Genomic DNA, 22,942 nt, shown 5'->3' on the forward strand with positions numbered 1-22,942 from the left:
CAAATCACGCCCGTTTTGATACCAAGGATTATACAGCCAAGGATTATACAGATGGCATTGCTCCCGCAAAATATCAGCTTCTCGCGCACAGTGCTGCCGGTCATTGCGGTGATCGGCCTGATCATTGCCGCCATCTATATCGGCACCGGTCTGCCTGACCGTGAATTGTCGGAGCCCGATCAGGAACCTCCGCGCGCAAGCGGAGAGCTTGCCAAGTCTGCGCGGGTTGCCGGGGCCGGTCTGGTCGAGCCATCAAGCGAGCTGGTGGATATCGGCACGGCGCTGCCCGGCATCGTCACCGATCTGCGCGTGCGAGCGGGTGACGTTGTCGAGAAGGGCCAGATACTGTTCACAGTCGATGACCGCGCAGCCCGCGCGAGTCTGAACGAGGCGAATGCCGCCATTGCCGAAGCGCGCGCCGCGATCCAGGAGGCACAAACCGCGCGCCGCACCGCGCAGCAGCAATTGGCATTGTACCGGCGCGTTGAGGATGCTGCTGCCGTATCGCGATCTGAAGTGATCCGGGCAGAGGGCGAAGCGAGCGGCGCGAACAGCCGCCTGCAATTGGCCCGCGCGCGCCTTAATGCGGCGCAGGCGCGTGCAGGAAGCGCGCAGACAGAGCTGGGCCGCCTGACCGTTCGCGCGCCGATGGCAGGAGAAATTCTGGCGGTCAATATCCGTCCAGGCGAATTTGTTTCAACGCAGGGCGGCGGCGACAGCGCGCCGTTTATCCGTATGGGCGAAACCCGGCCGCTCTATATCCGCATCGATATTGACGAGGCCGATATCAGCCGTGTCAGCATTGGCGCCCCCGCCACCGTTTCCCCGCGCGGCGCGGCAGCCCGGCAGGTACAGGCCCCCTTTATCCGGGCGGAACCGCTGGTTGTGCCCAAAACATCGCTGACCAATTCGGCCAGCGAACGGGTCGATGTGCGGGTGCTGCAATTGCTTTACCAACTGCCGGAGACGGAGGGGCTTTTTCGTGTCGGACAGCAAGTCGATGCGTTCATTCCGGCCAAGCGGGATACCCCCGCCGCGAATGACAGCACCGGCGACAGCAGTAGCACAAGCAGCACCAAAACCAGCACCGAAAGCGGCGGCGAATGAGCCGCGCGCATTTCCTGCTGACCGCAGCCGCCAGCCTGACGGTAAGCGCCTGCGCCGCCGGACCCGCCCCTGACATCGCGACACCGCTGCCGGTTCTGCCGCAAAGTTTTGCGCTGAGCGTGACGACGAGCGAAGCGGCCAGCGTCGCCGCATTGCTGCCGGCAAGCGATCCGGCATTTACCGCTCTTTCGCGCATCGCCTTGCAAAGCGGGCCCAGCGTCCTGGAAGCCGCCGCCCGTGTCGATAGCGCCAGGGCGCGCGCCTTTGCTGCGGGCGCAAACCGCATGCCGTCGATAGGTGGCAGCGTATCAGCCACCGGCACCCGCACCAATCCGGCGCAATTTGGCGGCAATCTGCCCGGCGGATTTGCAATCGATAGCGAACAATTATCCTATGGCGGTAACCTGTCTGCCGTATGGGACCCCGATCTGTTTGGCCGGTTGCGCGCGCAGGAACGATCGGCGCTGAGCCTTGCTGAAGCTGCCGGAGCTGACGCCGCCGCTGTGCGTATCTCCATTCTGGCCGAGATTGCCGGTGCCGTGATTGACTGGCGCACTCTGTCGGCGCGCGAAAACGCTCTGGGCGAGGATTTGGTCGCGGCGGAATCTCTGGTGGCGCTCGCCGATATTCGCGAACGGGCCGGAATTGCGCCCGGCTTTGACCGCGTTCGCGCAGAAACCGCAGCAGAACAAAGCCGCAGCCGGATTAGCGCATTGGATAGTGAGCGCGCGCAGATCATCGGGCGATTGGCGGCATTGACCGCGCAATCGGGCCAGAAGGTGCGCGATACACTTGGCCGATCCGCATCCGCAATGCCAGCGCCGGTTGCGCCCGCCAGCGCCCCGTCGCGGTTGCTCACCAGCCGCCCCGATGTGCAAGCGGCAGCCGCGCGTCTCGCCGCCAGCGATGCCGATCTTTATGCAGCCGCCGCCAATCGCTTTCCGCAATTGACGCTGTCGGCGGCATTGGGCCTGCTGGCATTCGATACCAGCAGGCTGTTTGATGATGATGCGATTACCGGGTCAGCGGGCGGATCACTGCTCGCGCCGCTGCTCGACTTTGGCCGGATACAGGCGCAGATTGACCGCGCAGCGGCGGACAAGCAGGCGGCATTCCAGGCCTATCGCGGGGCTGTGTTTGCCGCGCTGGGCGAGGCAGAGACTGGCTACGGCCTTGTCGCCGCAGCCGACCGCGAGTTGCAGGCTGCCTTGCGCGAACAGGCGAGCGCCGCGCGCGCTGCCGAGCTGGCCGATGTCCGCTTTCGCGCAGGTCTGGCCAATTTCCTGACAGTGCTTGATGCGCGCCGCGTGGCGGACAGTTCGGGCGAACGTGCCGCCGCCGCGCGCGGACGTGCAGAGCGGGCGCGCGTGCTCCTGTGGCAGGCATTGGGCGGCAATGAAGGCCGCAATGGTTCCGAAAATCACGCAATCACGCGGTCGATCAACCAGTAAGCGCCGGTCATTCCAATACCGTAGGAGGCGATATGGACGACCGGTTCCAGCGCCGCGCTGGCGGCTGCGCGGATTGCCGCCAACCCGGCCAGAACAACCGCGATCACCAGCAATTGCCCCGCTTCCACGCCGACATTGAACGCCAATAATGCCGCGACAATATCCCCCTCCGGCAAACCGATGGACGTCAGCGCACCGGCAAACCCGAAACCGTGCAGCAAACCAAATAGAAACGCGACAATCCACGGGAACCGCCGCGTCAATGTGGGGGTCCCAGCGGTATCATCCGCGGAGCGCAATATTTCCGCTGCCAGGAATATAATCGACAGCGCAATCAATGCCTCTACCGGGCCGCCGGGCAGGCCGACAAACCCAAGCGCCGCCCCGGCCAGCGTGAGCGAATGCGCCGCCGTAAACGCAGTCGCGGCGACAATCACCGTCCGCCCGTTCTGCACCAGCAGCACCAGCGCAATGACGAACAGCAGATGATCCCAGCCCGCCAGAATATGCTCCACCCCCAACACAAGGTAGGTTTGGAGCACTTGCACTGTAGCTGGCTGACGGGCGATCTGCGCGTCCGGTTTGGCCGCCGTGAGCCGCAGCGCCTGCGCGGGTGCATCGAGCGGCGCGATCCGCACCAGCATGTCCGCCTGACCGATCAGGCCGGGCATCGACACTGTCTTTCCCGCAACCGGCCCGGTGCATCTGGCCTGCGCCGACCCAAGCACGGCGGCTGCCGCTGTGCCGATTTTGAGAGCACCCGAATAGGCGCAGTTATCGGGCAGAACCGGGGGCAGAGGCGTGTCTGCCGGGGGCGCGGTATAGGGTAATTTCCAGCCGACCGACCACTCGCCAGCGCGAATTTCGGCCAGCTCCAGATAGCCGGGGCGCAGTTCGTCCGCCTGTGCCGGGGCCGCGATGATCACCGGCAGCAGCATCAGCCATACGGCGATCAGCCATCTCACTTCTGAATCTCGACCCTATAGGCACTGCGCAGCAGCTGATAGGCATCATCGCGCCGCGTCGCCAAAGTCTGGTTCCGCCAGTCATTTTCCACCCGTCCGCGAATATCGGCCAGCGGCGGGACTATACCGGCCTCGCGCATGCGCAGACGCACCAGATGCCAGCCGAACCCCGATGGTACGGGACCGCGCCAGCGGGAACCCGGCGCAGCATCATTCAGCTGGTCCACAAATGCGCTGCCAAAGCGTTTTTCGACCGCAGCAGCAGCCTCGGCCTCGGCAGTTTGGGGCAGGGAAATATTCTCACCCAACCGCGCCCAATCCGCGCCGCTTGCCAATGCATTGGCTGCGGCCTCTGCGGCAGTTTTTTCGGCAAAATACAACTGGTCAAAGCTGTAGCGCGTATCTTGTGCAAAACGCTGCGGATTATCCGCCAGCCAGTTTTCGAGCGTTTCCTGCCGCGGCTGGACCGTTTCGGCAATGCTGGTCGCCAGATACTCCATCTTGTTGGCCAGCCGTTTGCGCACCACCGCATCATCACGCTCGAGCCCCAGCCGCAATGCCTCGCGGTAGAGCACTTCTTCACGCAGCCATGTCTGCGTCAGGCTGTCCAGCTCGGCATCGGTTGGCGCGCGCTGCATCGTGCGCTGCCACTGCAGAGCCAGCTGCGCGCGGTCTTCCCGGCTGATCGTGATATCACGGCTTGATGGATCGGCGGGCGCGCCCTTCCATGCAAAGAATGCAAACAGCACCGCCCCCGCCAACAGGAAGTGGACAAGCGGCTCGCGCATCCAGCCAGCACTGCCGCCAAATCGGGCTGTCATGATATCTCCCCGGCTTGCAGCCGCTCAGCTTTGCGTGCGGCCAGCATTCGCCGCCGGGCCAACCCAGATCGGCGAGGTGTAAGCCCGTTCCTGGGCCACCGCATCCTTCATCGCATCCGCGCTCAATTCAAAGCCGAAGCGCACCGCATCGAACAGGGTCCAGCGCGGCGTCGGGATCTCCAGCACGCGCACATAATAAAACGCATTCTGCCCTGCGCGATATTCGGGGTCCACCCAGACACTCTGCAATTCGGGCGCGCCGATGGCATTGGTGTAGGTGGCTTTTGCGCGGTCGACAGTATCGCCAACGCCGGGCACTTTGCCGCCCACACTGCGCCGGGTGTCCATATCGGACCAGATCACATCGAACACTTTTTCCTGCAACGCGCCATCGGGTGTGATCCACCCCTTTACAATCTGCACACGGTCAAGATGCGCGCCGTCAGGGTCTTTCAATGCCGAGACGATAAAGTGCGGGGCGGTGCCATTATCCGATAATTCACCGCCCATCGGCACGCCGGTAGTATAAGCATCTTCAACCCAGTCACCGGCAAAATCGGTTTCGGAAAAATCATATCCGCCAAAAAACCGCACGACCATGCGCGGCCCGGTGGTGGCATAGACTTCGCGCCGCTGCATCGCGTCAAAAATCTCCGCCCGGGTGTTCGCCTTTGCCCAGACCGCAGCATAGCCGCCCGCCAGATAATTCCAGCCAAAACGGCCAATCCGCGTACCCAGATTTTGCGGAGCATTGGCGCGTTCTGCGCTGGGCTCGTTACCGGTATGCTTACCAAAGAAATTATCCTCGTCGCCGGTTGCCAGCGTCGTGTGGCTGTCAGTCGATCCGATCATGCCGAATTTATACGGGTTCACGCCGGTTTGCTGTTCGATCGACAATCCGCGCTTCAACGCTTCGCGCAGATAGTCACCGGCCAATTGCGAATTCTGCTTGGCCTGCGACAGGTCAAGATTGCCCAGATCCCACCCGGCATCACCGAAACCGGCAAATTCATCATTGGGGGACAGGAATGGATGCGCTTCGCTGTCACCCTTGATCTGGGTCGCTTCCACAACCGGTTCGCGCAGCGCGCGGGTGCGCGCGAATTCTGCCGTCATCGGTCCGCCATCGGGCGCGGTCAGTTCAAACATCATGCCGTTGGAAAGATTGGAATTATGCGGAATGGCGAGCACGCGCCCGCCGGTCGCCTTCTCATAGCCCTCCATATAGTCATACAGGCCATCGACCTGGCCTTCCAGCCCCGGAAATGGCAGGGTTTTCGAAGTTTTCTCAAACCCGTCGCGGAACATTACCACACGGTGCAGATTATTGCCGCCCGGCATCAGCGTCCACTCATATCCGGCGATCGGGGTGAACGTGCCGGGGTCATAAAATGTGTCGAGCGTGGCCAGATGCGCGGTCCAGATCGTGCGCGTGGCTTCCTCCTGATTTGCCGGGTTGCGCAGGGCCTGCGGCAAACTGCCATCCGATGCTGCAGCAATCAGTTCGCCGATTGCGCGCTGCGACTGCTCGGGCGATTCATGCATCATATCATGCCATCGCAGCAGCGTCGGGTCCTGTATCGCGATACGCGGCGCATCGTATAAACGCCGTGTGGCGCCCAGCCCGTCGCTGTGATCGGCGATCACCAGAAAATCGAGCGGACGCGCCAGTTGCGCTTTCATGCCAGTCGTCGCGGTGACTTCTTCCCCGCGCGCAAACCGCAGCGCCGCTTCGGGGCCGAGCCGCGTGCCGAAACCGAACGCATCGATGGAATTGTCGGTATGAAGATGGGTATCGCCCCACAGCACGTCCTGCGGATAGGGCGCGATCTCTACGCCCTGTTCTGCATCAGCCACTTTCTGCGCATTGGCCTGCGGATCATCGCGGCCAAACAGCCACCATCCCGCACCGATCAACAGCGCCGCCAACAGCCCGATGCCGAGATATTTCTTCACATATCCTCTCCCGCCGCGTCGAACGCGCAGCCTGTGACCACAACGATGCCAGAGTTTACGCCAGCGTCAAGAGGGGGCCTTGTTCAGCAAAGCCGCCCTGCTGCAGCGCACCACCACCTCGCCGCGCTGGTTGAGCAATTCATGCTGGAACGTCACAATTCCCGCACCGGGCCGCGATTGCGATTCTTTCAGACCCGTCACTTCGGTGACGGCGTGCACAGTATCGCCGATAAAAACCGGCTTGGGCATGACCAGCGCGTCATAGCCCAGATTGGCGACCAAGGTGCCCAGCGTGGTGTCCCCCACGGACAGCCCGACCATCAGGGAGAACGTGAATGTGCCATTGACCAGAATCTGGCCAAATTCGGAAAGCTTGGCGGCCTCCGCATCCAGATGCAGCGGCTGCGGATTATGAGTCATAGTGGAAAACAGCAGATTATCCGTCTCTGTCACTGTCCGGCGGATGGCGTGTTCGATCCGGTCGCCTATCTGCCATTCATCAAAATATCGTCCGGCCATGCGCATTCTCCCTGTTGATTGTTCGGCTTAGTGCTCGGCGAATGAGTGTGTTCTGCCATGCGCTGCGAGGCGCATGGATTGCAAATGAAATGCAAGGCTTGATTGAACACGCAATGGCGTTCAAATCGCAGCCCTGTGTCCAATGAAAGTGCCGTGTATGACCAAACCTGCCCCGCTTAACCGCACCCAATTCCGGCTGGCCTATCGTCAAGCCGAAGACGTCTGCGTGCAGGAGCGGATGGAGCAGGCGCGCCCGGTTACACAGGTGCATGATCAAGCGGCAGCATTGGCCGTAACCCTGATTGAGGGTGCGCGCCGCCGCAAAGCCAGCGGGATTGATGCGTTTTTACAGCAATTCGGGCTGGCAACAGAGGAAGGCATCGCTCTGATGTGTCTGGCCGAGGCATTGCTGCGCGTACCCGACAGCGACACCGCCGATGCGCTGATCCGAGACAAGATTGGCCATATTGATTGGGGCGAGCATTTGGGCGAAAGCTCCTCCACCTTTGTCAATGCTGCGACATTTTCCCTGATGCTGACCGGCGAAGTGCTGGAACAGCCCGACACGCATCAGCGCGGTATGGGCGCAACGCTCAAACGCACTGTCAGCCGCCTGGGCGAGCCGGTGATCCGCACCGCCACGTTGCAGGCGATGCGTATTCTGGGCGGCCAGTTCGTGTTTGGCCGCGACATTGATGAGGCGCTGAAACGGGCTGCACCCGAACGCAAGCAGGGATTGACGCACAGTTTCGACATGCTTGGCGAGGCGGCGATGAATTTCACCGATGCGGAGCGGTACCGGATATCCTATGAAGCCGCGATCGACCGGCTGGCACACGAGGCGGCTGGCGGTATTTCCCGCTCGCCGGGTATTTCGGTCAAACTCTCCGCGCTCTATCCGAAATATGATTTCCTCCATGCCGATGCCGCGAAAGCCGCGCTGGTCCCGATCCTGAAAGCTCTGGCAATCAAGGCGCGCGATGCGGATATCCACTTTACCATCGATGCAGAGGAAGCCGACCGGCTGGAACTGTCGATGGATATCATCGAAACGCTGGCCGCTGATGACCGCCTGTTTGCCAATGGTACACCCGGCGGCTGGGAGGGGTTTGGCCTTGCAGTCCAGGCCTACCAGAAACGCGCGGCACCTTTGTGTGACTGGGTGATCAAACTCGCGCGGCGTCATAACCGGCGGTTGATGGTCCGGCTGGTCAAGGGCGCCTATTGGGATACCGAGGTCAAGCTGAGCCAAGTGGGCGGCTATGAAGATTATCCGGTCTTCACCCGCAAAGTCGCCACCGATGTCTCCTATCTTGCCTGCGCGGCGAAACTGATGGCTGCGCGCGATACGATTTACCCCGCCTTTGCCACGCATAATGCCTACACCGTCGGCGCAATCAAGGCGTTAGCCGGTGAAGTAAGTGGCGGGGCGAGCGGGGGAGCGAGCGGGGGGGCGAGCGGCGCGTTCGAATTTCAACGGCTGCACGGCATGGGCGAGGATGTTTTCGGTGCATTGCGCGCGCAGGAGGCGAATGATGTCACGCCCGTCCGTATCTATGCGCCAGTGGGCGGACATAAGGATTTGCTCGCTTATCTGGTCCGGCGCTTGCTGGAAAACGGGGCGAACTCGTCCTTCGTCAACCGGATGGCCGATGCCGAAGTGCCCGCCGCCGATCTGGCCAATGATCCGGTGGCGGAACTGTCCGCGCAGGATCCCCTGCGCAATCCTGCCATACCGCTGCCCGCCGATATCTTCCCGGGCCGCGTAAACAGCGCCGGGATTGATCTGTCCGATCCGCTGGTGCGTGATCCGCTGGCGCGCAAACTGGCACAGCTGGAGGATGTTCACTGGCAGGCAGAGCCGACATTCTGCAATGACGACCCCGGTTTTGACGCCGAAATTGCCCCGATCAACACACCGCAGGATTTGCGGCAGGAAGTTGGCACGCGGCGTGACACCCTGCCGCAGGAAGTCAGCGACGCGATCGGCCGGGCGGAGGATTTCCAGACCGGGTGGAACGCGCTGGGCGGCGAAAAACGCGCCATATTGCTGGAGGCGGCCGCTGATCTGTTTGAGGAACACACCGCAGAATTTCTGTCCCTATGCCAGCGCGAAGCGGGCAAGACATTGCCTGATTCGGTGCTCGAACTGCGCGAAGCGGTTGATTTCATGCGCTATTACGCGGGCGAGGCGCGGCGATTATTTGCTGCGCCGGTGATGCTGCCGGGGCCAACGGGCGAGGAAAACCGCCTGCATCTTGCCGGACGCGGCGTATTTGCCACCATCAGCCCGTGGAATTTCCCGCTGGCGATCTTTATCGGCCCCGCCGCCGCCGCGCTGGCGGCGGGCAATTGCGTGGTTGCCAAACCCGCCGAGCAGACCCCGCTGATTGCGGCACTGGCGGTCAAACTCTGCCATGAGGCCGGTATTCCCGAAGCCGTGCTGCAATTATTGCCGGGCGCGGGTGATGTCGGCGCGATGATCACGTCCGATCCGCGTCTGGCCGGTGTGGCCTTTACCGGATCGACCGACACGGCGCGCGCGATCAACCGTTCGCTTGCTGCGCGCGACGGGCCGATTGCCAGCTTCATCGCGGAAACCGGCGGGCAGAATGCGATGATCGTCGACAGTTCCGCTCTGCCCGAACAGGTCACCCGCGATGTTATCGCCAGCGCGTTCCAGAGCGCGGGGCAACGCTGTTCCGCGCAGCGTATGCTGTATTTGCAGGATGATATTTTTGACGAGACTTTGGCAATGATCCGCGGCACGTTCGATGCGCTGGAAATTGGCGATCCGGCGCTGCTCGCCACCGATGTCGGTCCAGTGATCGACCCTGACGCCAAGGCGGCGCTGGAGCGCCATGTCGCACGGCGCAAGAAAGCAGGGCGCACCGTGTGGCGGCGCAAATTGCCCAAGGGCACGGGTACCACCGGGTGCTTTGCCGCGCCGACCATTATCGAGATCGATTCCATCCTTGACCTGAAGCGGGAAAATTTCGGGCCGATCCTGCATGTCGCGCGGTTCAGGGGCGATGATCTGGCGAACATCATCGATGATATCAATGCCACAGGTTTCGGCCTGACGCTGGGCCTGCATAGCCGGATCGAGGCGACCCGCCGGTTCGTGGAAGCGCGCGCCAAAGTCGGCAATTTCTACGTCAATCGCAATCAAATCGGCGCGGTGGTGGAAAGCCAGCCCTTTGGCGGCGAAGGTCTGTCCGGCACGGGCCCCAAAGCCGGCGGCCCGCATTATGTCGCCCGCTTTGCCACTGAACGCGTGGTATGCATCGACACCACGGCGGCGGGCGGCAATGCCAGCTTGCTCGCCAGCTAGGGGCTGATTACGGTACCTGCTATGATCAGACTGTTCTCGCTCATCGCCGTGCTTGTCCTGTCGGGCTGGTCACTGCCCGCATCAGCGCAAGTGACCATGAGCTTTCACAGCTTCAACGGATCGGTCCTGTTCGGGCGCTACCCGCACACATTCGTGGTTCTGAACGGGACGATGGCTGGCAGCGGCGCGGCCGTGGACGAGAATTACGGCTTCACCGCCAGGACTGTCTCGGCCGCGATCCTGTCCGGCCCGGTAGAGCATGATATTCTGGTAGAGGAAGACCGCTATATCAAAAAGACCAACCGGCATTTTGCAGTGGTGCTCACCGATGCGCAGGTCGAACGCGTGCGCGCCACCATGCGCGCATGGCGCGGCCAGCCGGGCAAATATTATGATCTGGACAGCCGCAATTGCATCCATTTTGTCGGTGCGATGGCGCAGATTGCCGGGCTGAAAGTCGAATATCCCAAAAAGATGCTGCGCCGCCCGAAGCAATGGCTCAACCATATTGCCGCGCTCAATCCGCAGCTTGGCGCGAAGCGTATCCGCTGAACGCACGCGCTCAAACCTCATATGAATCCGGTAAAAGCGCCGCCTATGGCTTGCCCCATCGGCGCGCTTGGGGAATCACGGCATGATGGCGATTCTTAGCGATAAATGGATCCGCGCACAGGCGCGGGATAACAAAATGATCGAACCGTTTGTGGAGGCACAGCGGCGGGACGGGTGTATCTCCTACGGGCTCAGCTCCTACGGCTATGACGCGCGCGTCGCGCCGGAGTTCAAGATTTTCACCAATGTCGACAGCACGATTGTCGATCCGAAAAATTTCGACCCGAAAAATTTTGTCGACCGGGAAACCGATGTCTGCATCATCCCGCCCAACAGTTTCGCGCTCGCCCGCACGGTTGAATATTTCCGCATTCCGGAAGATGTGCTGGTGATCTGCCTGGGCAAAAGCACCTATGCCCGCTGCGGAATTATCGTCAATGTCACCCCGCTGGAACCGGGCTGGGAAGGCCACGTAACGCTGGAATTTTCCAACACCACCCCGCTTCCCGCCAAAATATACGCCAATGAAGGCGCGTGCCAGTTCCTGTTCCTGAAAGGCAATGAACGGCCAGAGGTTACCTATGCCGACCGCGCGGGCAAATATATGGGCCAGAAGGGCGTGACGCTGCCTAAGTTGTGAAGAGGGCTAGTGGCTTTGGCTTTTGCCCCTATTGGCGGACGTTCCATAATCAGACGAGATTGAGTTTAGCTGCTCTCGTCAATTGCAGATATTAGCGTTGAATCTCAACAAGTTGGAGGAAGAGCGTCTCAAGTTGAAAGGCGGCAAAGTTAGGTGATCTTCAATGACTTCTAGTGAGACAACTTACAGCCAGTTCATGCATCTATCGGCTGGACTGCGTGTCACGAAGGATGACGATTCTAAAGTTCGCTTCTTTCCGTTCAGCAAAAATGAGGCCGTTGAAGTCCCTGAGTTTCCGCTTGAGAAATTCGGTGAGATTCTGGTTGGAGCTGGACTTCATTGTATCGGAAATGAAGAACGACTTTGGTGCGATGGCTATGAGGACCAGGTCTGGATTCCAGCATTAATCCGCGGAGTTGGCGACAAGATTGGCGAATGGCCCGGCCATGATTGGGCAGCACTTGGGCATGCCCATCACAAACGCGAGGAAAGTGAACAACGACGATTTAGCTCGGCAGCGAGCTTTCATTTAATCGGATCTGCGCGGCGGCTGATGCATGTTTCAGAATGGTATCATCAAATGCTACTCTATGTGCATCTAAAAAATTTGGCAGATACAGTTTCATTTAGAAATTCCGATCACACGAACTTCCTAATCGATTGCCAAAGCTTTTTAACTGAGGTCGGTTCTGCACGGGATTATATCTCAGGCTATGCAGCCTTCGCAATTGCAGGGCTGACAAACATTTCTACCTTCCGTGGTCTATGGAAAAATCGAGAAGGACTGCCAGCAAAGCTAAGAAGTATCGTGGAGGAGGCCTGGCAGGATTCAAATGAAAAACTGACGTTGAAGCACATTGGACGTTACCGTGATGAAATTGTCCATCAGCGTCCCATCACTGAGTTAAGCGACGGTGGTTTCAAGATCACCAGCCATGACATCGGCCTCTCAAAACCATTGCGCGGGGTCAAATTTGACATTCAAGTTTGGCCTCACGAAAAGCCCGACGTGAAATTCGATGCTCTGAGACAATTTCACGCCATGATGCGTGTGTTGTACTTGTTTGGAAGGGCTGTGATTGCGCTCGCTCCAATCGAGCCTGAAATGCCTGTTATTAATCTGGCTAAACAAGCTGGGCGCATCCCGCCGAAAACCACCCGCAGGGTCTCATATCCACGAAAGATGGAGAGCTAGGAAAGCTAAAAGTGAATTGCACCAACTTGGCCCATAGCGAAACTTTGAAACTGCAACGTCAGGCGGTTCAAACTCAATTTCTATCCAGTCATCATCTTTCGCGGACCAACTTAGGTGACCTCAGTGAGCCGTTCGAGCGTGCACTTCCCACACCCCCCATCACCATTTTCCTACATGCGGCTTGCTTGCTAACCAGCCTGCAATGATCGTCCAACAAAACCTACCCCCCGGGGGGCCTCCCCTCGTCAACCGCATAGCAGTATTTTCCTGAAATATATTGAATTACAATACTTTAGTAAAAAAACCCCCGCTTGACACAGTGTCAATTGTGTCAAGCAAGTGTCAAGCAGATGCCGCCCATCTGCCCCGCCGCCGATATCACGCACGCGAACGCACCATGCCGTAACGGCTTTGACTTTGCGGGGATGTGCGCGCATTCCATGCGGCAACACAGGAGAGTTTAATGAGCAAGGCAGAGCGTGAATTTGATATCGTCGTCTACGGGTCCACCGGCTATACTGGCCGTCTGGTCGCAGAATATCTGGACCAGCATTATGGCGCCAATGGTCCTGGCAGCGATGATGCCCCAAAATGGGCGCCAAAATGGGCAATGGCGGGCCGTAGTCAGGACAAGCTGGAAGAAGTGCGCGATCTGATCGGTGCGCCCGCTGATACGCCGCTGATCGTGGCAGATGCATCTGATCCCGCCAGTCTGGAAGCGATGTGTGGCCGCACCAAAGTGGTCCTCACCACGGTTGGGCCGTACCAGCTGTATGGCGATGATCTGCTCGCCGCCTGCGTGAAAACCGGCACCGATTATGCCGATTTGTGCGGAGAGCCGGGCTGGATGCGTGAGAAGATCGACCAGCATCACGAAGAAGCGCAGAAAACCGGCGCGCGGATTTGTTTCTCCAGCGGGTTTGATTCGATCCCGTTCGATCTGGGCGTATTGATGCTGCAAAAAGAGGCAGTGGCGAAATTCGGCAAGCCCGCTCCGCGCGTCAAAGGGCGTGTGCGCGCGATGGCGGGAACCTTCAGCGGCGGCACCGCAGCCAGCCTGAGCGCGACGATGAAAAGCATCGCCAAAAACCCCAAATTGATTCCGATTTTGCAAAGCTCCTTCGCTCTGACGCCGGGTTTTGAGGGGCCCAATCAGCCCAATGGCATGATCCCCGAATATGATGCGAAGCTGGGCAAATGGGCCGCGCCGTTCATCATGGCGGCGATCAATACCAAAAATGTCCACCGGACCAATTTCCTGCTTGGCCATCCCTATGGTGAAGATTTCAAATATGATGAAATGATGCTGACCAGCGCGGGTGAAATGGGCGAGAAAGCCGCCAAAGCCGCCGCCGAGATGCTCAAAAACCCGTTCGGCGCGAAACCGCCTAAGCCGGGCGAGGGGCCGAGCAAGGAAGAGCGCGAGAACGGTTTTTACGATGTGCTGTTCATCGGCGAAATGCCCGGCGGCGAGAGCATTCATTACAGCGTAAAGGGCAAGTATGATCCCGGCTATGGCTCGACCAGCCGGATGATTGCCGAAACCTGCATCGGCCTGCTATCATGTGACAAGGAAGGCGGCATCGGGACACCAGGCTCTTTCCTGGGCGAGGCGCTGGTCAAGCGTCTGGAAGAGAATGCAGAGATTGCGTTCGCGGCTGAGTAAAATATTGAAATCTAATACAAAGGGGCGCGTCAGATATCTCTGCCGCACCCCTTTCGTTGGAACCGAGATTTCCGGCGGAAAGGCTTAGAAACTGGTCCGCACGCTGGCTTTGAAATTGCGCCCGATATTGGGGACAAAATCCTTGGTGAAGCTGGTGTGGCGGCGCCCGTCCACGTCGAAAATATTGTCCGCCTGCAGCATGATGGTAATGTTGGAGCGGTCCTTGAGCGGACGCCATGCGATGGATGCATTGACCAGAGTGAAGCTGTCGGTTGGCGATTCAAACGGTGCCACATCATTCTGGCTGTCAAACCACTGGGTTTCAATCCGCGCATCAAACTGATCGGTCTGCGCCTCCAATGCGCCAAGGACATTCAGCGCCGGTATACGCGGTACCGGGGTACCGTCGGCCAGCTCGGCCTGGATATAATCACCGCGCAGATCGGCCAGCAGAGTGAACGGGCCGCTATCGATAAGCGGCACTGTGACCTGCCCTTCGATACCGAAATAATCGGCATCCTGCTGGAGGAATTCAAACACTGGCAAATCATCCTCTTCAGCGCCCGTGGCCGACAGGAAAATGAAATCGTCAAATGCGTTATGGAACACAGCGAAGCTGACGCTGGCCGGACCTACATTGCCGCGCAGGAATGCCTCTACACCCCACGCCTTTTCCGTGCCAAGATTGACATCACCGATCTCGAACGCCTGCGTGGCGATATGCGGACCGTTGGCAAACAGTTCTTCGGCAGACGGGGCGCGCTCTGCACGCGATCCGGTAACCCCGAACCGCAATCCGTTCTGCGTTTCATAGGCGAGCGATACAGCGCCCGAAAGAGTATTGAAATCGCGCTCTATGCCAAGCGGCTGGGAGCTGACATCGGTGGTTTCATATCGCAGCGCACCCTCCAGCTGGATGGCGCGGGTCAGGTCGAATTCCTGCAGGCCGAAGACGGCGAACTGATCGGTCCGGTTCGGGGCCACAAATGCCTCGTCACCGATCGCTTCAAAATCTCGGAAAGTGTATTGAAGCCCCAGCGAACCGCGCCAGTTTTGCGTCGGAGTCTGCACCAGCTCGGCGCGCGCTTCGATGCCCCGCACTTCAAAAACGGTGCCGACTTCCGCGCCTTCAAATTCGGTGTGCGTATAGTCGCTGTAACCAACGCGCGTGCGCAATTCGGAGAAGACACCCGATCCCAGATCCACCGCACCGCGCATGTCCGCGCGGAACTGGCGCAGGTCGATGGTGACGCTCTCTTCACCCTCTTCCTCCTCTTCTTCTACAGCGCCCGCTTCTTCGACCTCCTCGCCGTGGTGATGGCCAGCGCCGGGGCGGCCGGGAATGCCGTACACCGTGTCATAAACGCCGATTGATGCACCCAGATTGCTGTTGCCGGAGAAAAACGCGAAGCCAATATCGCCGCTATAGGTTTCAACCGCGCTGTTGGGCAAAGTGCCTCTTTGATTGGCGGCCTCGCGCAGCTCCTCGGCCTCTTCCAGCTCGCCATCGTCTTCTTCTTGCGCAGCGTCAGCCAGCAGATCAGCGCGCAATTGTGGAACCGCGGTAAAGCCAGGCACCTCAATATCATCGCTGCTGCGGTAGGATCCGTTGACATGCATCACGAAATTAGAACCGATCGGGACATCCAGCGAGGCCCCGCCCTGCAGCAAATTCGCCGCCGTATCGGCGGTGAAAACCGTATCGAGATGAAACGCCTCATCCGGCACTCTTTGCGGGATACGCTTGTCGATCACGTTGACAGCGCCGCCAATCGCCTGGCTGCCGTACAGAATAACCGCCGGGCCGCGCAGCACTTCAATCCGCTCTGCGGTCAGCGGATCAATCGAGACGGCGTGATCATCGGATGTGTTGGAGGCATCGATGGCGCCGATCCCGTCAATCAGCACCTTGACCCGCTCGCCGGAAAAGCCGCGCAGGATCGGACGCGATGCGCCGGGGGAAAACCCGCTTGACGAAACGCCGGGCAATTTTTCCAAGACTGTGCCCAGCTGTCCATCGAGATTGCGCTGAAGCGCGTTGCTTTCCAGAATCGCGCTACCCGCCAGAATGTCGAGCTGGGTAATGCCAACCGCGCTGACCACAATTTCGCCTTCGGAATTGATGCGGCGATTATGCACATCATCATCGACACGCTCAGCATCGGTTTCGGCTACGGCATCCTGAGCATAAACAGCAACGGGTGCCGCCACCGCGCATATTGGTAGCAGCGAGACGGCGAACATTAAACTATCGTGACGGAACATTCTGGAGTGGGTACCTTTATTATATGTTACAACATTACATCCCACATACCGTCTGATTGACAAGGTGCAAGGCCTTTTCCGGACACAGCGCCCGATCGCTTCTGCCAGCACCATGCATTGTTCCATATTCGCCGCAGATAATTGCGCGCCAAGGATTTTGATCGGCCGGCGCGCAGATGATTCAGGCGTTTATCCAGCGCCCGATAAAGAACCCGTCCAACCCGCCCGCATCGCCGAGCATGCCGGGATCGGTGCGCAGCCAGCCATCATCGGCGGGCTCCAGCCCTGCGGGCAGCTCATCGCTGGTGATCGGTACTTGCTTCAGACCAACGCTGTCTGCCTGCGCAATAGCTTCGGCATTTTCCAGCGAGCACACTGCGTAGATCAGCGTGCTGCCATCAGGGAGCCACTGTGTAGCGCGTTCGAGCAGTGCGTTTTGCAATTCAGCCTGCTCCTCAATCTGACGGTCACCGATCCGGTGGATCACGTCCGGGTGGCGCCGCGCAGTACCGGTTGCGGTGCACGGCGCATCAAGCAGGATCGCATCAAACTGTTTTGCAGGCTGCCATGTCAGCGCGTTGGCCTTGATAATTTCCGCCTGCAAACCGGTACGGTCAAGGTTCTGGCGTAATTTGCCCAGCCTGCGCTCACTTATATCCAACGCGGTCACCTGCCAACCGGCAGCGGCCAGTTGCAATGTCTTGCCGCCCGGCGCGGCGCATAGATCAAGCACGCGCTTACCCTGTCCGCTCCCAAGCAATCTGGCGGGCAGTGACGCGGCGAGATCCTGAACCCACCAATCGCCATCTTTGAAACCGGGCAACTGATCCACCGGCGTACCGCGCGGCAGCCGGATATGGCCCGGCGCAAGGCTGACCCCGCCCATCATTTCGGCCATCGCCTCTGTTTCCCGCCAGTCTTTCAGCGCCAGATCAAGCGGCGGCGGAACGACCAGTCCGGCGGCAATGGGGCCGGCCCGCGCGCCCCAGCGATACGCGACATCCTGTGGCAGTGTGGGCGCATCGGGCAGCGCCAGCCCGTCGCGTTTGGTCAGCGCCGAAAACACACCGTGCGCAAGTCGGCGCGGTCCGCCTGACAGCAGGGCCAGCGCCGTCGCGATGACTGCGTGTGGCGGCGTATCCAGCCGCAACCATTGCGCCAGCATCAATCGCAAGACAGACCGCGTCTTGGCATCATGCGGCAGCGGTTTTTGCATCGCGCTGTCGATCATCGTGTCAATATCAGTGAGCCAGCGCAATGTCTCGCCGGCAATCGCGCGCGACAAAGCCTGATCGGCCGGGCTGCGGATATGGCGGTTGGCATTGCGCTCCACCTGCTCAAGCGTTTCGCCGCGGTTCATAACCGCATCAATCATTTTCAGCGCAGCCCGGCGCGCAGGCAGTCCGGGAATATCGCTCATAATATTGGTAAACCTGTCATGATGCGTCCCATAGGCGCGCCGGAACCCATCCGCCAGCCCGTGCATTCTATTTGCATGACCAAGAAAAAAACAGACGTCGTTAAAGAGTTTGAAAAACCAGCGCATTGGACGAATGATCCAGTGCCGGAGCCCAAGGCGGTCGATCCGTTAAAGGACGAACCCCGCGATCTTTCCCCCACACGCTATGGCGATTGGGAGAAAGACGGTATTGCCTGGGATTTCTAAAGCTGGTTTTTGATCACAGCGATGTGAACGTCACATTCAAACCATCTTTCGGCTGAGGGATTGGCCACGGCTTCCACGCAGGATCATACCCTTCGGCAATCTCGATCTGATAGCGGGTCAGAATATGCGCCATCAGGATTTTGATCTGCATATATGCGAAATGTAACCCCAGGCACATATGCGCCCCCCCGCCGAAGGGAACCCAGGCATATTTGTGCCGCGCTTTCACCTGGTCTGGCGTGAAGCGCAGGGGATCAAACGTGGCCGGTTCGGGCCAATATTCTTCCATCATGTGAACCCCGGCAATGCTGATGCCGACCGGCGTGCCCGCCGGAATGTGATGCCCGCCAAATTCGAAATCTTTAAGTGCGCGGCGCGGCATGGAGGGGACCGGCGGGATCATCCGCAGGGCTTCCTTGAAAGCCATCTCGGTCAGTTCAAGCCGGGCCAGATCATCATAGGCCAGATCGCGCGGTGTCCCGTCTGCATCATAGCCGCCGGTTGTTGCCAGAATCTCCTGCCGAAGCCTGTCCTGCCACTGCGGATTTTTCGCAAGCAGCCAGACCAGCGATGTCGCCGATGACGTGATCGTGTCATGCGCCGCCATCATCAGGAAATTCATGTGATCAACCACCTCATCCACCGGCAGCAATTCGCCGTCCTCGCGGGTTGCGGTGGCAAACTGGCTGAACATATCCTGCCCGCCCCCCTCTTTCCTGCGGCGCAATGTCTCCTTGGTGAAATATTCAACCAGAAATTCGCGGCCCTTCACCCCTTTGCGCATCAGCGTAAACGGCAAAGGCTTGCGTATGGGAGCGACCGATGCCTGAACCATATGGACAAATGCCTGGTTGATCCTGTCCGATTCCGGCCCCCAAGGCAGACCGATAAAGCTGTCTGCCGCCAGATCGAGAGTCAGTGTCTTGATCGCCGGGTAAAACTGCATGGGCCTATCCGCCCAACTGGCGACCCGATCGGCAATACCGCGATTAAGCGCGTCAGAATAATGCCGCATCGGACCTGGCTTGAACGCAATCGACAGCGCCTTGCGGTCCACGCGGTGTTCCGCAAAATCCATCAACATCAGGCCGCGCGGAAACAATTGGTCGAGCACCGGGCCCCAGCCCTGCTCGGAGGAAAATATCTTGCCGCGATCAAACAGCAACAGCTCGTTGGCATCTGCCCCGAACAAGGCCACTTGCCGCCTGCCGAAGGCACGGTTGCGATACACTGTACCGTATTTTGCAACCATCTGGCGGCCGAACTTTGCCGGGTCAGCCAGCATTTTGAATGTATTGCCGACAATCGGCAGCCCGTCATCGCCGGGGATATGATCAAGCGCGCCGTCCGGCAGACCCTGCGCCCAATGGGTTGGCGTGAAATCGCTGGAGAGCGAAACTGCGGGGCGTGATGGGGGTGCTGCGCTGGCCATATCAGATATCCTTACTGACATTTGTGTAAGTAAATAAGCCTACCTTGTCCAGCCCGACAATTCCCGGCGGATGATATGCTCCAGCAAATCCATGCCCGGCTCGCTGGTATTGAGGCAGGACAGTACGGCAAATTCCTCCCCGCCTGCACCGCGAAACTGCTCGCCGCCTTGCAAAACAAGCTCCTCCAGCGTCTCCAGGCAATCAGCGGAAAATCCCGGGGCTGCAATCGCCAGCCGCCTGATACCTGCCTTCGCCTCTGCTTCCAGCGTCTCGTCGGTGGCAGGCTCCAGCCATTTTGCGGGGCCAAAGCGCGACTGGAATGTCGTTTCCAATCGCATGCCGCCTTTCACCAGCGGATGATCGGCCATCGCTTCGGACAGCAGCCGCGCCGTTTTGCGGCAGTGACAGTGATAGGGATCGCCCAGTTCCAGCGTGCGCTGCGGCATTCCGTGGAAGCTGAGCAGCAACACTTGCGGATCAAAGGTCAACGCTTCCAGCTGGCGCGCCAGATCCAGTGCCAATGCGCGAATATAGGCCGGATCATCATGATATGGCGGCAGAGTGCGCAGCGACATTTGCCAGCGCATATCCTTCAGCTTATCAGCCGCCTTATCGACCACGGTTGCCGTCGTCGCGCTGGAATATTGCGGATATAACGGCGCCAGCAATATCCGGTCGCAGCCCTCATCCATCAAATGTTGCAGAGTATCGCCGATGGTCGGCTTGCCATACCGCATGCCCCATGCGACCTTGACACCGGTCCCCAGCCGTTTTTGCAGACCCTCTGCCTGGGCTTTGGTGATAGCGGCCAGAGGCGAGCCGTCCTCGGTCCAGACCTGGCTATAGGCGTGTGCCGATTTCTTGGGCCGGGTGTTGAGAATAATACCGCGCAGGATGGGCTGCCACGCGATCGGGGGTATCTCCACCACCCGCCGGTCCGACAGAAATTCCTGCAAATAGGTTTTGACCGCCTGAGTGGTTGGCGCTTCGGGCGTTCCCAGATTTACGACCAGCACGCCAACATTGCCGCTGGTCACAGCAAGGTGATCGCTGGGCAAGGCTTGAGGCTGCCACGTCATAAAAACTACAACCCTTCGGAGAATAAAGGCAGCCGGCGGAACCTGAGGCCGGTCGCAGAAAACAGAGCATTCGCTATAGCAGGAGCGCATATCGCGGCGCCTAGTTCCCCGGGATCGAAAGGATCCTGCTCGCTCGCGACAAAATCCACTTCGATTTCAGGCGAATCCGATAATAGCGGCAAATTGAGCTGCGCCAGGCGCTGGCTGGTGGGCAATCCGCCGGAATAGGATGTGGCAGACCCCAGGGCGAGCGACAATCCAAAAATCAATCCGCCTTCAATCTGCTGGCGGGCGATATCAAGATTGACGATCCGGCCAATATCGACGGCGGCACTTATTTTCGACACCCGCACGCCGCTCCCCTCGCGCTTGGCGGTTGCGATACAGGCGATACGCCCTTCGGCCTCGCCCAGTCGCATGGTATGGCACGCCAGCCCCTGCCCGCTCTGGTCGCGCCCGCCATCCCACTGTGCAAGACGTGCGGCGCGTTGCAAACATGTTACCATCCGCACATCCTGACCCAGCATTTCAATCCGGTAAGATAGCGGTTCGCGCCCGAACATCGCGGCAACTTCATCGATAAAACTTTCGACAAAAAACGCGGTATAGCCGTGCGCATTGCCGCGCATGCGCGCTGTGGCATACCGGATGTCGACCGGCACATGATCCACCGTGACATCGCTGATCGCGTAAGGCGGCATCGCACCTTCAACCGCCATCGCATCCGCCTTGCCCGATGCCTCGCGCCGGGCGGCCCAGCGGACCGTATTATCGAACAGCCGCGCGCCGCTTTCATGCGAGGTTGGCGGTGTGGCGATCCGCATTTGCAGCGCCTCAATAGTGCCATTGCCGCCATCGCGCAGTTTTGCCCAGATCAGCGCCGCCGCAGGGGTGCGCGCAATGCCCGCCAGATGTTCCTGCCAGCGGGACCAGATCAGCTGGACAGGGCGCGGCGCTGTGCGTGATACCTCGCGGGCAATCAGCGCGGCCTCGATCGCGTGGCCATGTTCCAACCGGCTGTCAAAACTGCCGCCGGCAGGCATCGGATAGAGAACAACATTTTCCAGCGCCAGGCCCACCGCATCAGCCGCCGCGGCACGGGCCCGTTCGGGCGCCTGGCTGGCCAGCCATAATTCCAGCCGTCCCCCGGCATAGCGGGCGGTTACGGTCGCTGTTTCGAGCGGCGCATGCACTGCCGCTGCCGCAGAATATCGCCGCGCAATATCGGGCTGGCCCAGCGCGTCATCATTCTCGCCCCGGCGCGCGACACGGTATGATCGTCCGCTGCGCGCGCCAGCCCGCAAATCCTCCAGCGTGGTGTCACTGTCTGCCAGATCAGCGACATCGAAACGCGGCTTCATGGCCTCGACCGCCTGGTCCGCGCTCCACCAGTCGGTTGCCACCGCCGCCAGCCAGCGTTTACCCTCCACCACTGCGACAACCCGATCATTGCCCGCAACCGCAGAGGAATCGAATGCGGTCAGCTCTGCCTGATCGACCGGACCATGCTTGATCGCGGCATAGACCATATCCGGCAGGCGCACGTCGCCCGCGAACAAATGGGTGCCATCGACTTTTGACGGCAGGTCCAGGCGGGGAAACTGCGTCGGCGCATCCGCCTCACCCGGGATCGGTGTCTCATAGGCAAATTCAGGCCTGAGCGGCGGCGGATCAGCCGGTTCGCGCTGCGCTGCACCTGCAACCAGCTGGGCAAAGCGCAATTGCTTGCCTTCATGTGTGATAAAGCCGCTGCGGGCTTCGCATTCCTCTGGCGGGACACCCCACCGCTGCGCCGCTTCCTGCGTCAACGCATCGCGTGCAGTTGCTGCGGCGATCCGGCAGGGGCGCTCATATGCGGCCAGCGATGTACCATCAGCCGTGCCGGAAAAACGCGTTATCTGGGCAAAGCGCGTGGCCAGCAAATCCGTATCCTGCCCGGCCAGATCGGGCAAAAACGGTGCCCATAATGTAGACCATTTTGCGGCCAGGGGAATATTCGCATAAGCGCCGCTGGGCGGGGCAGGCTCGACCGCAATCTGCCGCCAATCCGCGCCCATTTCCACAGCGATGATCTGCGGCAGCAACGTGGTGATTCCCTGCCCCATTTCCAGCTGCGGAACGGCGACGGTAATCACCCCGTCCGCCGCAATTTTCAGCCATGCGTCAAATACATATTCATCGCGCCCCGCGCCCAGCGGCGTCGGGAAACTGCGCGGGCGGACGGTCCACGCAACCAGCAATCCGCCGCCCACGGCTGCCCCCAGCAACACTCCCCGGCGGCTTACTGGCATGG

17 protein-coding genes are annotated in these 22,942 nt (G+C 59.9%); 8 read left to right on the plus strand and 9 right to left on the minus strand.

From position 1 onward, the window contains the following. The first annotated feature begins 51 nt into the window (after window positions 1-51). Together WA922_RS09485 and WA922_RS09490 are read left to right on the plus strand one after the other, a co-directional pair. The gene (locus WA922_RS09485) at window positions 52-1,107 is read left to right on the plus strand and encodes an efflux RND transporter periplasmic adaptor subunit (protein ID WP_424771463.1); all 1,056 of its coding nucleotides are present in this window, start codon (window positions 52-54) and stop codon (window positions 1,105-1,107) included. After that, entirely contained in the window at window positions 1,104-2,558 is a 1,455-nt protein-coding gene (locus WA922_RS09490) for an efflux transporter outer membrane subunit (protein WP_424771464.1), read from the plus strand. Before WA922_RS09485 ends, WA922_RS09490 begins: the two co-directional genes overlap by 4 nt. Here WA922_RS09490 and WA922_RS09495 read toward each other — a convergent pair. The 4 genes from WA922_RS09495 to WA922_RS09510 form a co-directional block, all read right to left on the minus strand. Beyond that, a complete protein-coding gene (locus tag WA922_RS09495; protein WP_424771465.1) occupies window positions 2,528-3,523 on the minus strand; it encodes a HupE/UreJ family protein in 996 nt (331 codons plus the stop codon). The two genes, WA922_RS09490 and WA922_RS09495, sit on opposite strands and share 31 nt — an antisense overlap. Continuing rightward, complete coding sequence (locus tag WA922_RS09500; protein ID WP_424771466.1) at window positions 3,520-4,344, minus strand: peptidyl-prolyl cis-trans isomerase; 825 nt, start codon at window positions 4,342-4,344, stop codon at window positions 3,520-3,522. The genes WA922_RS09495 and WA922_RS09500 overlap by 4 nt, the downstream gene beginning before the upstream one ends. Window positions 4,345-4,368: 24 nt before the next feature. Continuing rightward, window positions 4,369-6,300, minus strand: a complete 1,932-nt coding sequence (locus tag WA922_RS09505; protein ID WP_424771467.1) for a DUF3604 domain-containing protein — start codon at window positions 6,298-6,300, stop codon at window positions 4,369-4,371. A 66-nt stretch (window positions 6,301-6,366) separates the two neighbouring features. Continuing rightward, window positions 6,367-6,819: a MaoC family dehydratase gene (locus WA922_RS09510; protein WP_424771468.1), complete on the minus strand. Its 453-nt coding sequence runs from the start codon at window positions 6,817-6,819 to the stop codon at window positions 6,367-6,369. Window positions 6,820-6,976: 157 nt separating this feature from the next. Between WA922_RS09510 and putA the strand changes: the two genes are divergently transcribed. The 5 genes from putA to WA922_RS09535 all read left to right on the plus strand — a co-directional run bounded on the left by putA (window position 6,977) and on the right by WA922_RS09535 (window position 14,206). Then, window positions 6,977-10,153 (plus strand): bifunctional proline dehydrogenase/L-glutamate gamma-semialdehyde dehydrogenase PutA, encoded by a 3,177-nt coding sequence (gene putA / locus WA922_RS09515; protein ID WP_424771469.1) that lies wholly within the window; start codon window positions 6,977-6,979, stop codon window positions 10,151-10,153. Between the two features lie 21 nt (window positions 10,154-10,174). Further along, window positions 10,175-10,705, plus strand: a complete 531-nt coding sequence (locus tag WA922_RS09520) for a hypothetical protein (protein ID WP_424771470.1) — start codon at window positions 10,175-10,177, stop codon at window positions 10,703-10,705. 85 nt (window positions 10,706-10,790) lie between these two features. Then, entirely contained in the window at window positions 10,791-11,345 is a 555-nt protein-coding gene (gene dcd, locus WA922_RS09525) for a dCTP deaminase (RefSeq protein ID WP_424771527.1), read from the plus strand. Window positions 11,346-11,508: 163 nt separating this feature from the next. After that, complete coding sequence (locus WA922_RS09530) at window positions 11,509-12,540, plus strand: hypothetical protein (RefSeq protein WP_424771471.1); 1,032 nt, start codon at window positions 11,509-11,511, stop codon at window positions 12,538-12,540. Between the two features lie 463 nt (window positions 12,541-13,003). Beyond that, window positions 13,004-14,206 carry a saccharopine dehydrogenase family protein gene (locus WA922_RS09535; RefSeq protein WP_424771472.1) on the plus strand — a complete coding sequence of 401 codons (1,203 nt, stop codon included), beginning with the start codon at window positions 13,004-13,006 and terminating at the stop codon, window positions 14,204-14,206. Window positions 14,207-14,290: 84 nt separating this feature from the next. Here the strand turns inward: WA922_RS09535 and WA922_RS09540 are convergent, their stop codons facing one another. Both WA922_RS09540 and WA922_RS09545 read right to left on the minus strand, forming a co-directional pair. Next, complete coding sequence (locus WA922_RS09540) at window positions 14,291-16,417, minus strand: TonB-dependent receptor (protein WP_424771473.1); 2,127 nt, start codon at window positions 16,415-16,417, stop codon at window positions 14,291-14,293. A gap of 235 nt (window positions 16,418-16,652) precedes the next feature. Then, window positions 16,653-17,891, minus strand: coding sequence for an RsmB/NOP family class I SAM-dependent RNA methyltransferase (locus tag WA922_RS09545; RefSeq protein ID WP_424771474.1), 1,239 nt, complete (start codon window positions 17,889-17,891; stop codon window positions 16,653-16,655). A gap of 75 nt (window positions 17,892-17,966) precedes the next feature. On the opposite strand from WA922_RS09545, the gene WA922_RS09550 reads away from it, so the two are divergent. Beyond that, window positions 17,967-18,137 (plus strand): DUF1674 domain-containing protein, encoded by a 171-nt coding sequence (locus WA922_RS09550; protein ID WP_424771475.1) that lies wholly within the window; start codon window positions 17,967-17,969, stop codon window positions 18,135-18,137. Between the two features lie 13 nt (window positions 18,138-18,150). On the opposite strand, the gene WA922_RS09555 is transcribed toward WA922_RS09550, so the two are convergent. The 3 genes from WA922_RS09555 to WA922_RS09565 are packed head-to-tail and all read right to left on the minus strand — an operon-like array spanning window position 18,151 to window position 22,940. Further along, window positions 18,151-19,569 (minus strand): cytochrome P450, encoded by a 1,419-nt coding sequence (locus WA922_RS09555; protein WP_424771476.1) that lies wholly within the window; start codon window positions 19,567-19,569, stop codon window positions 18,151-18,153. A 39-nt stretch (window positions 19,570-19,608) separates the two neighbouring features. Next, a complete protein-coding gene (gene hemH / locus WA922_RS09560) occupies window positions 19,609-20,649 on the minus strand; it encodes a ferrochelatase (protein ID WP_424771477.1) in 1,041 nt (346 codons plus the stop codon). A 5-nt stretch (window positions 20,650-20,654) separates the two neighbouring features. Next, window positions 20,655-22,940 carry a molybdopterin cofactor-binding domain-containing protein gene (locus WA922_RS09565; RefSeq protein ID WP_424771478.1) on the minus strand — a complete coding sequence of 762 codons (2,286 nt, stop codon included), beginning with the start codon at window positions 22,938-22,940 and terminating at the stop codon, window positions 20,655-20,657. Window positions 22,941-22,942: the final 2 nt, after the last annotated feature.

It is taken from the genome of Pontixanthobacter sp. (assembly GCF_049682855.1).
GTDB lineage: Bacteria > Pseudomonadota > Alphaproteobacteria > Sphingomonadales > Sphingomonadaceae > Pontixanthobacter.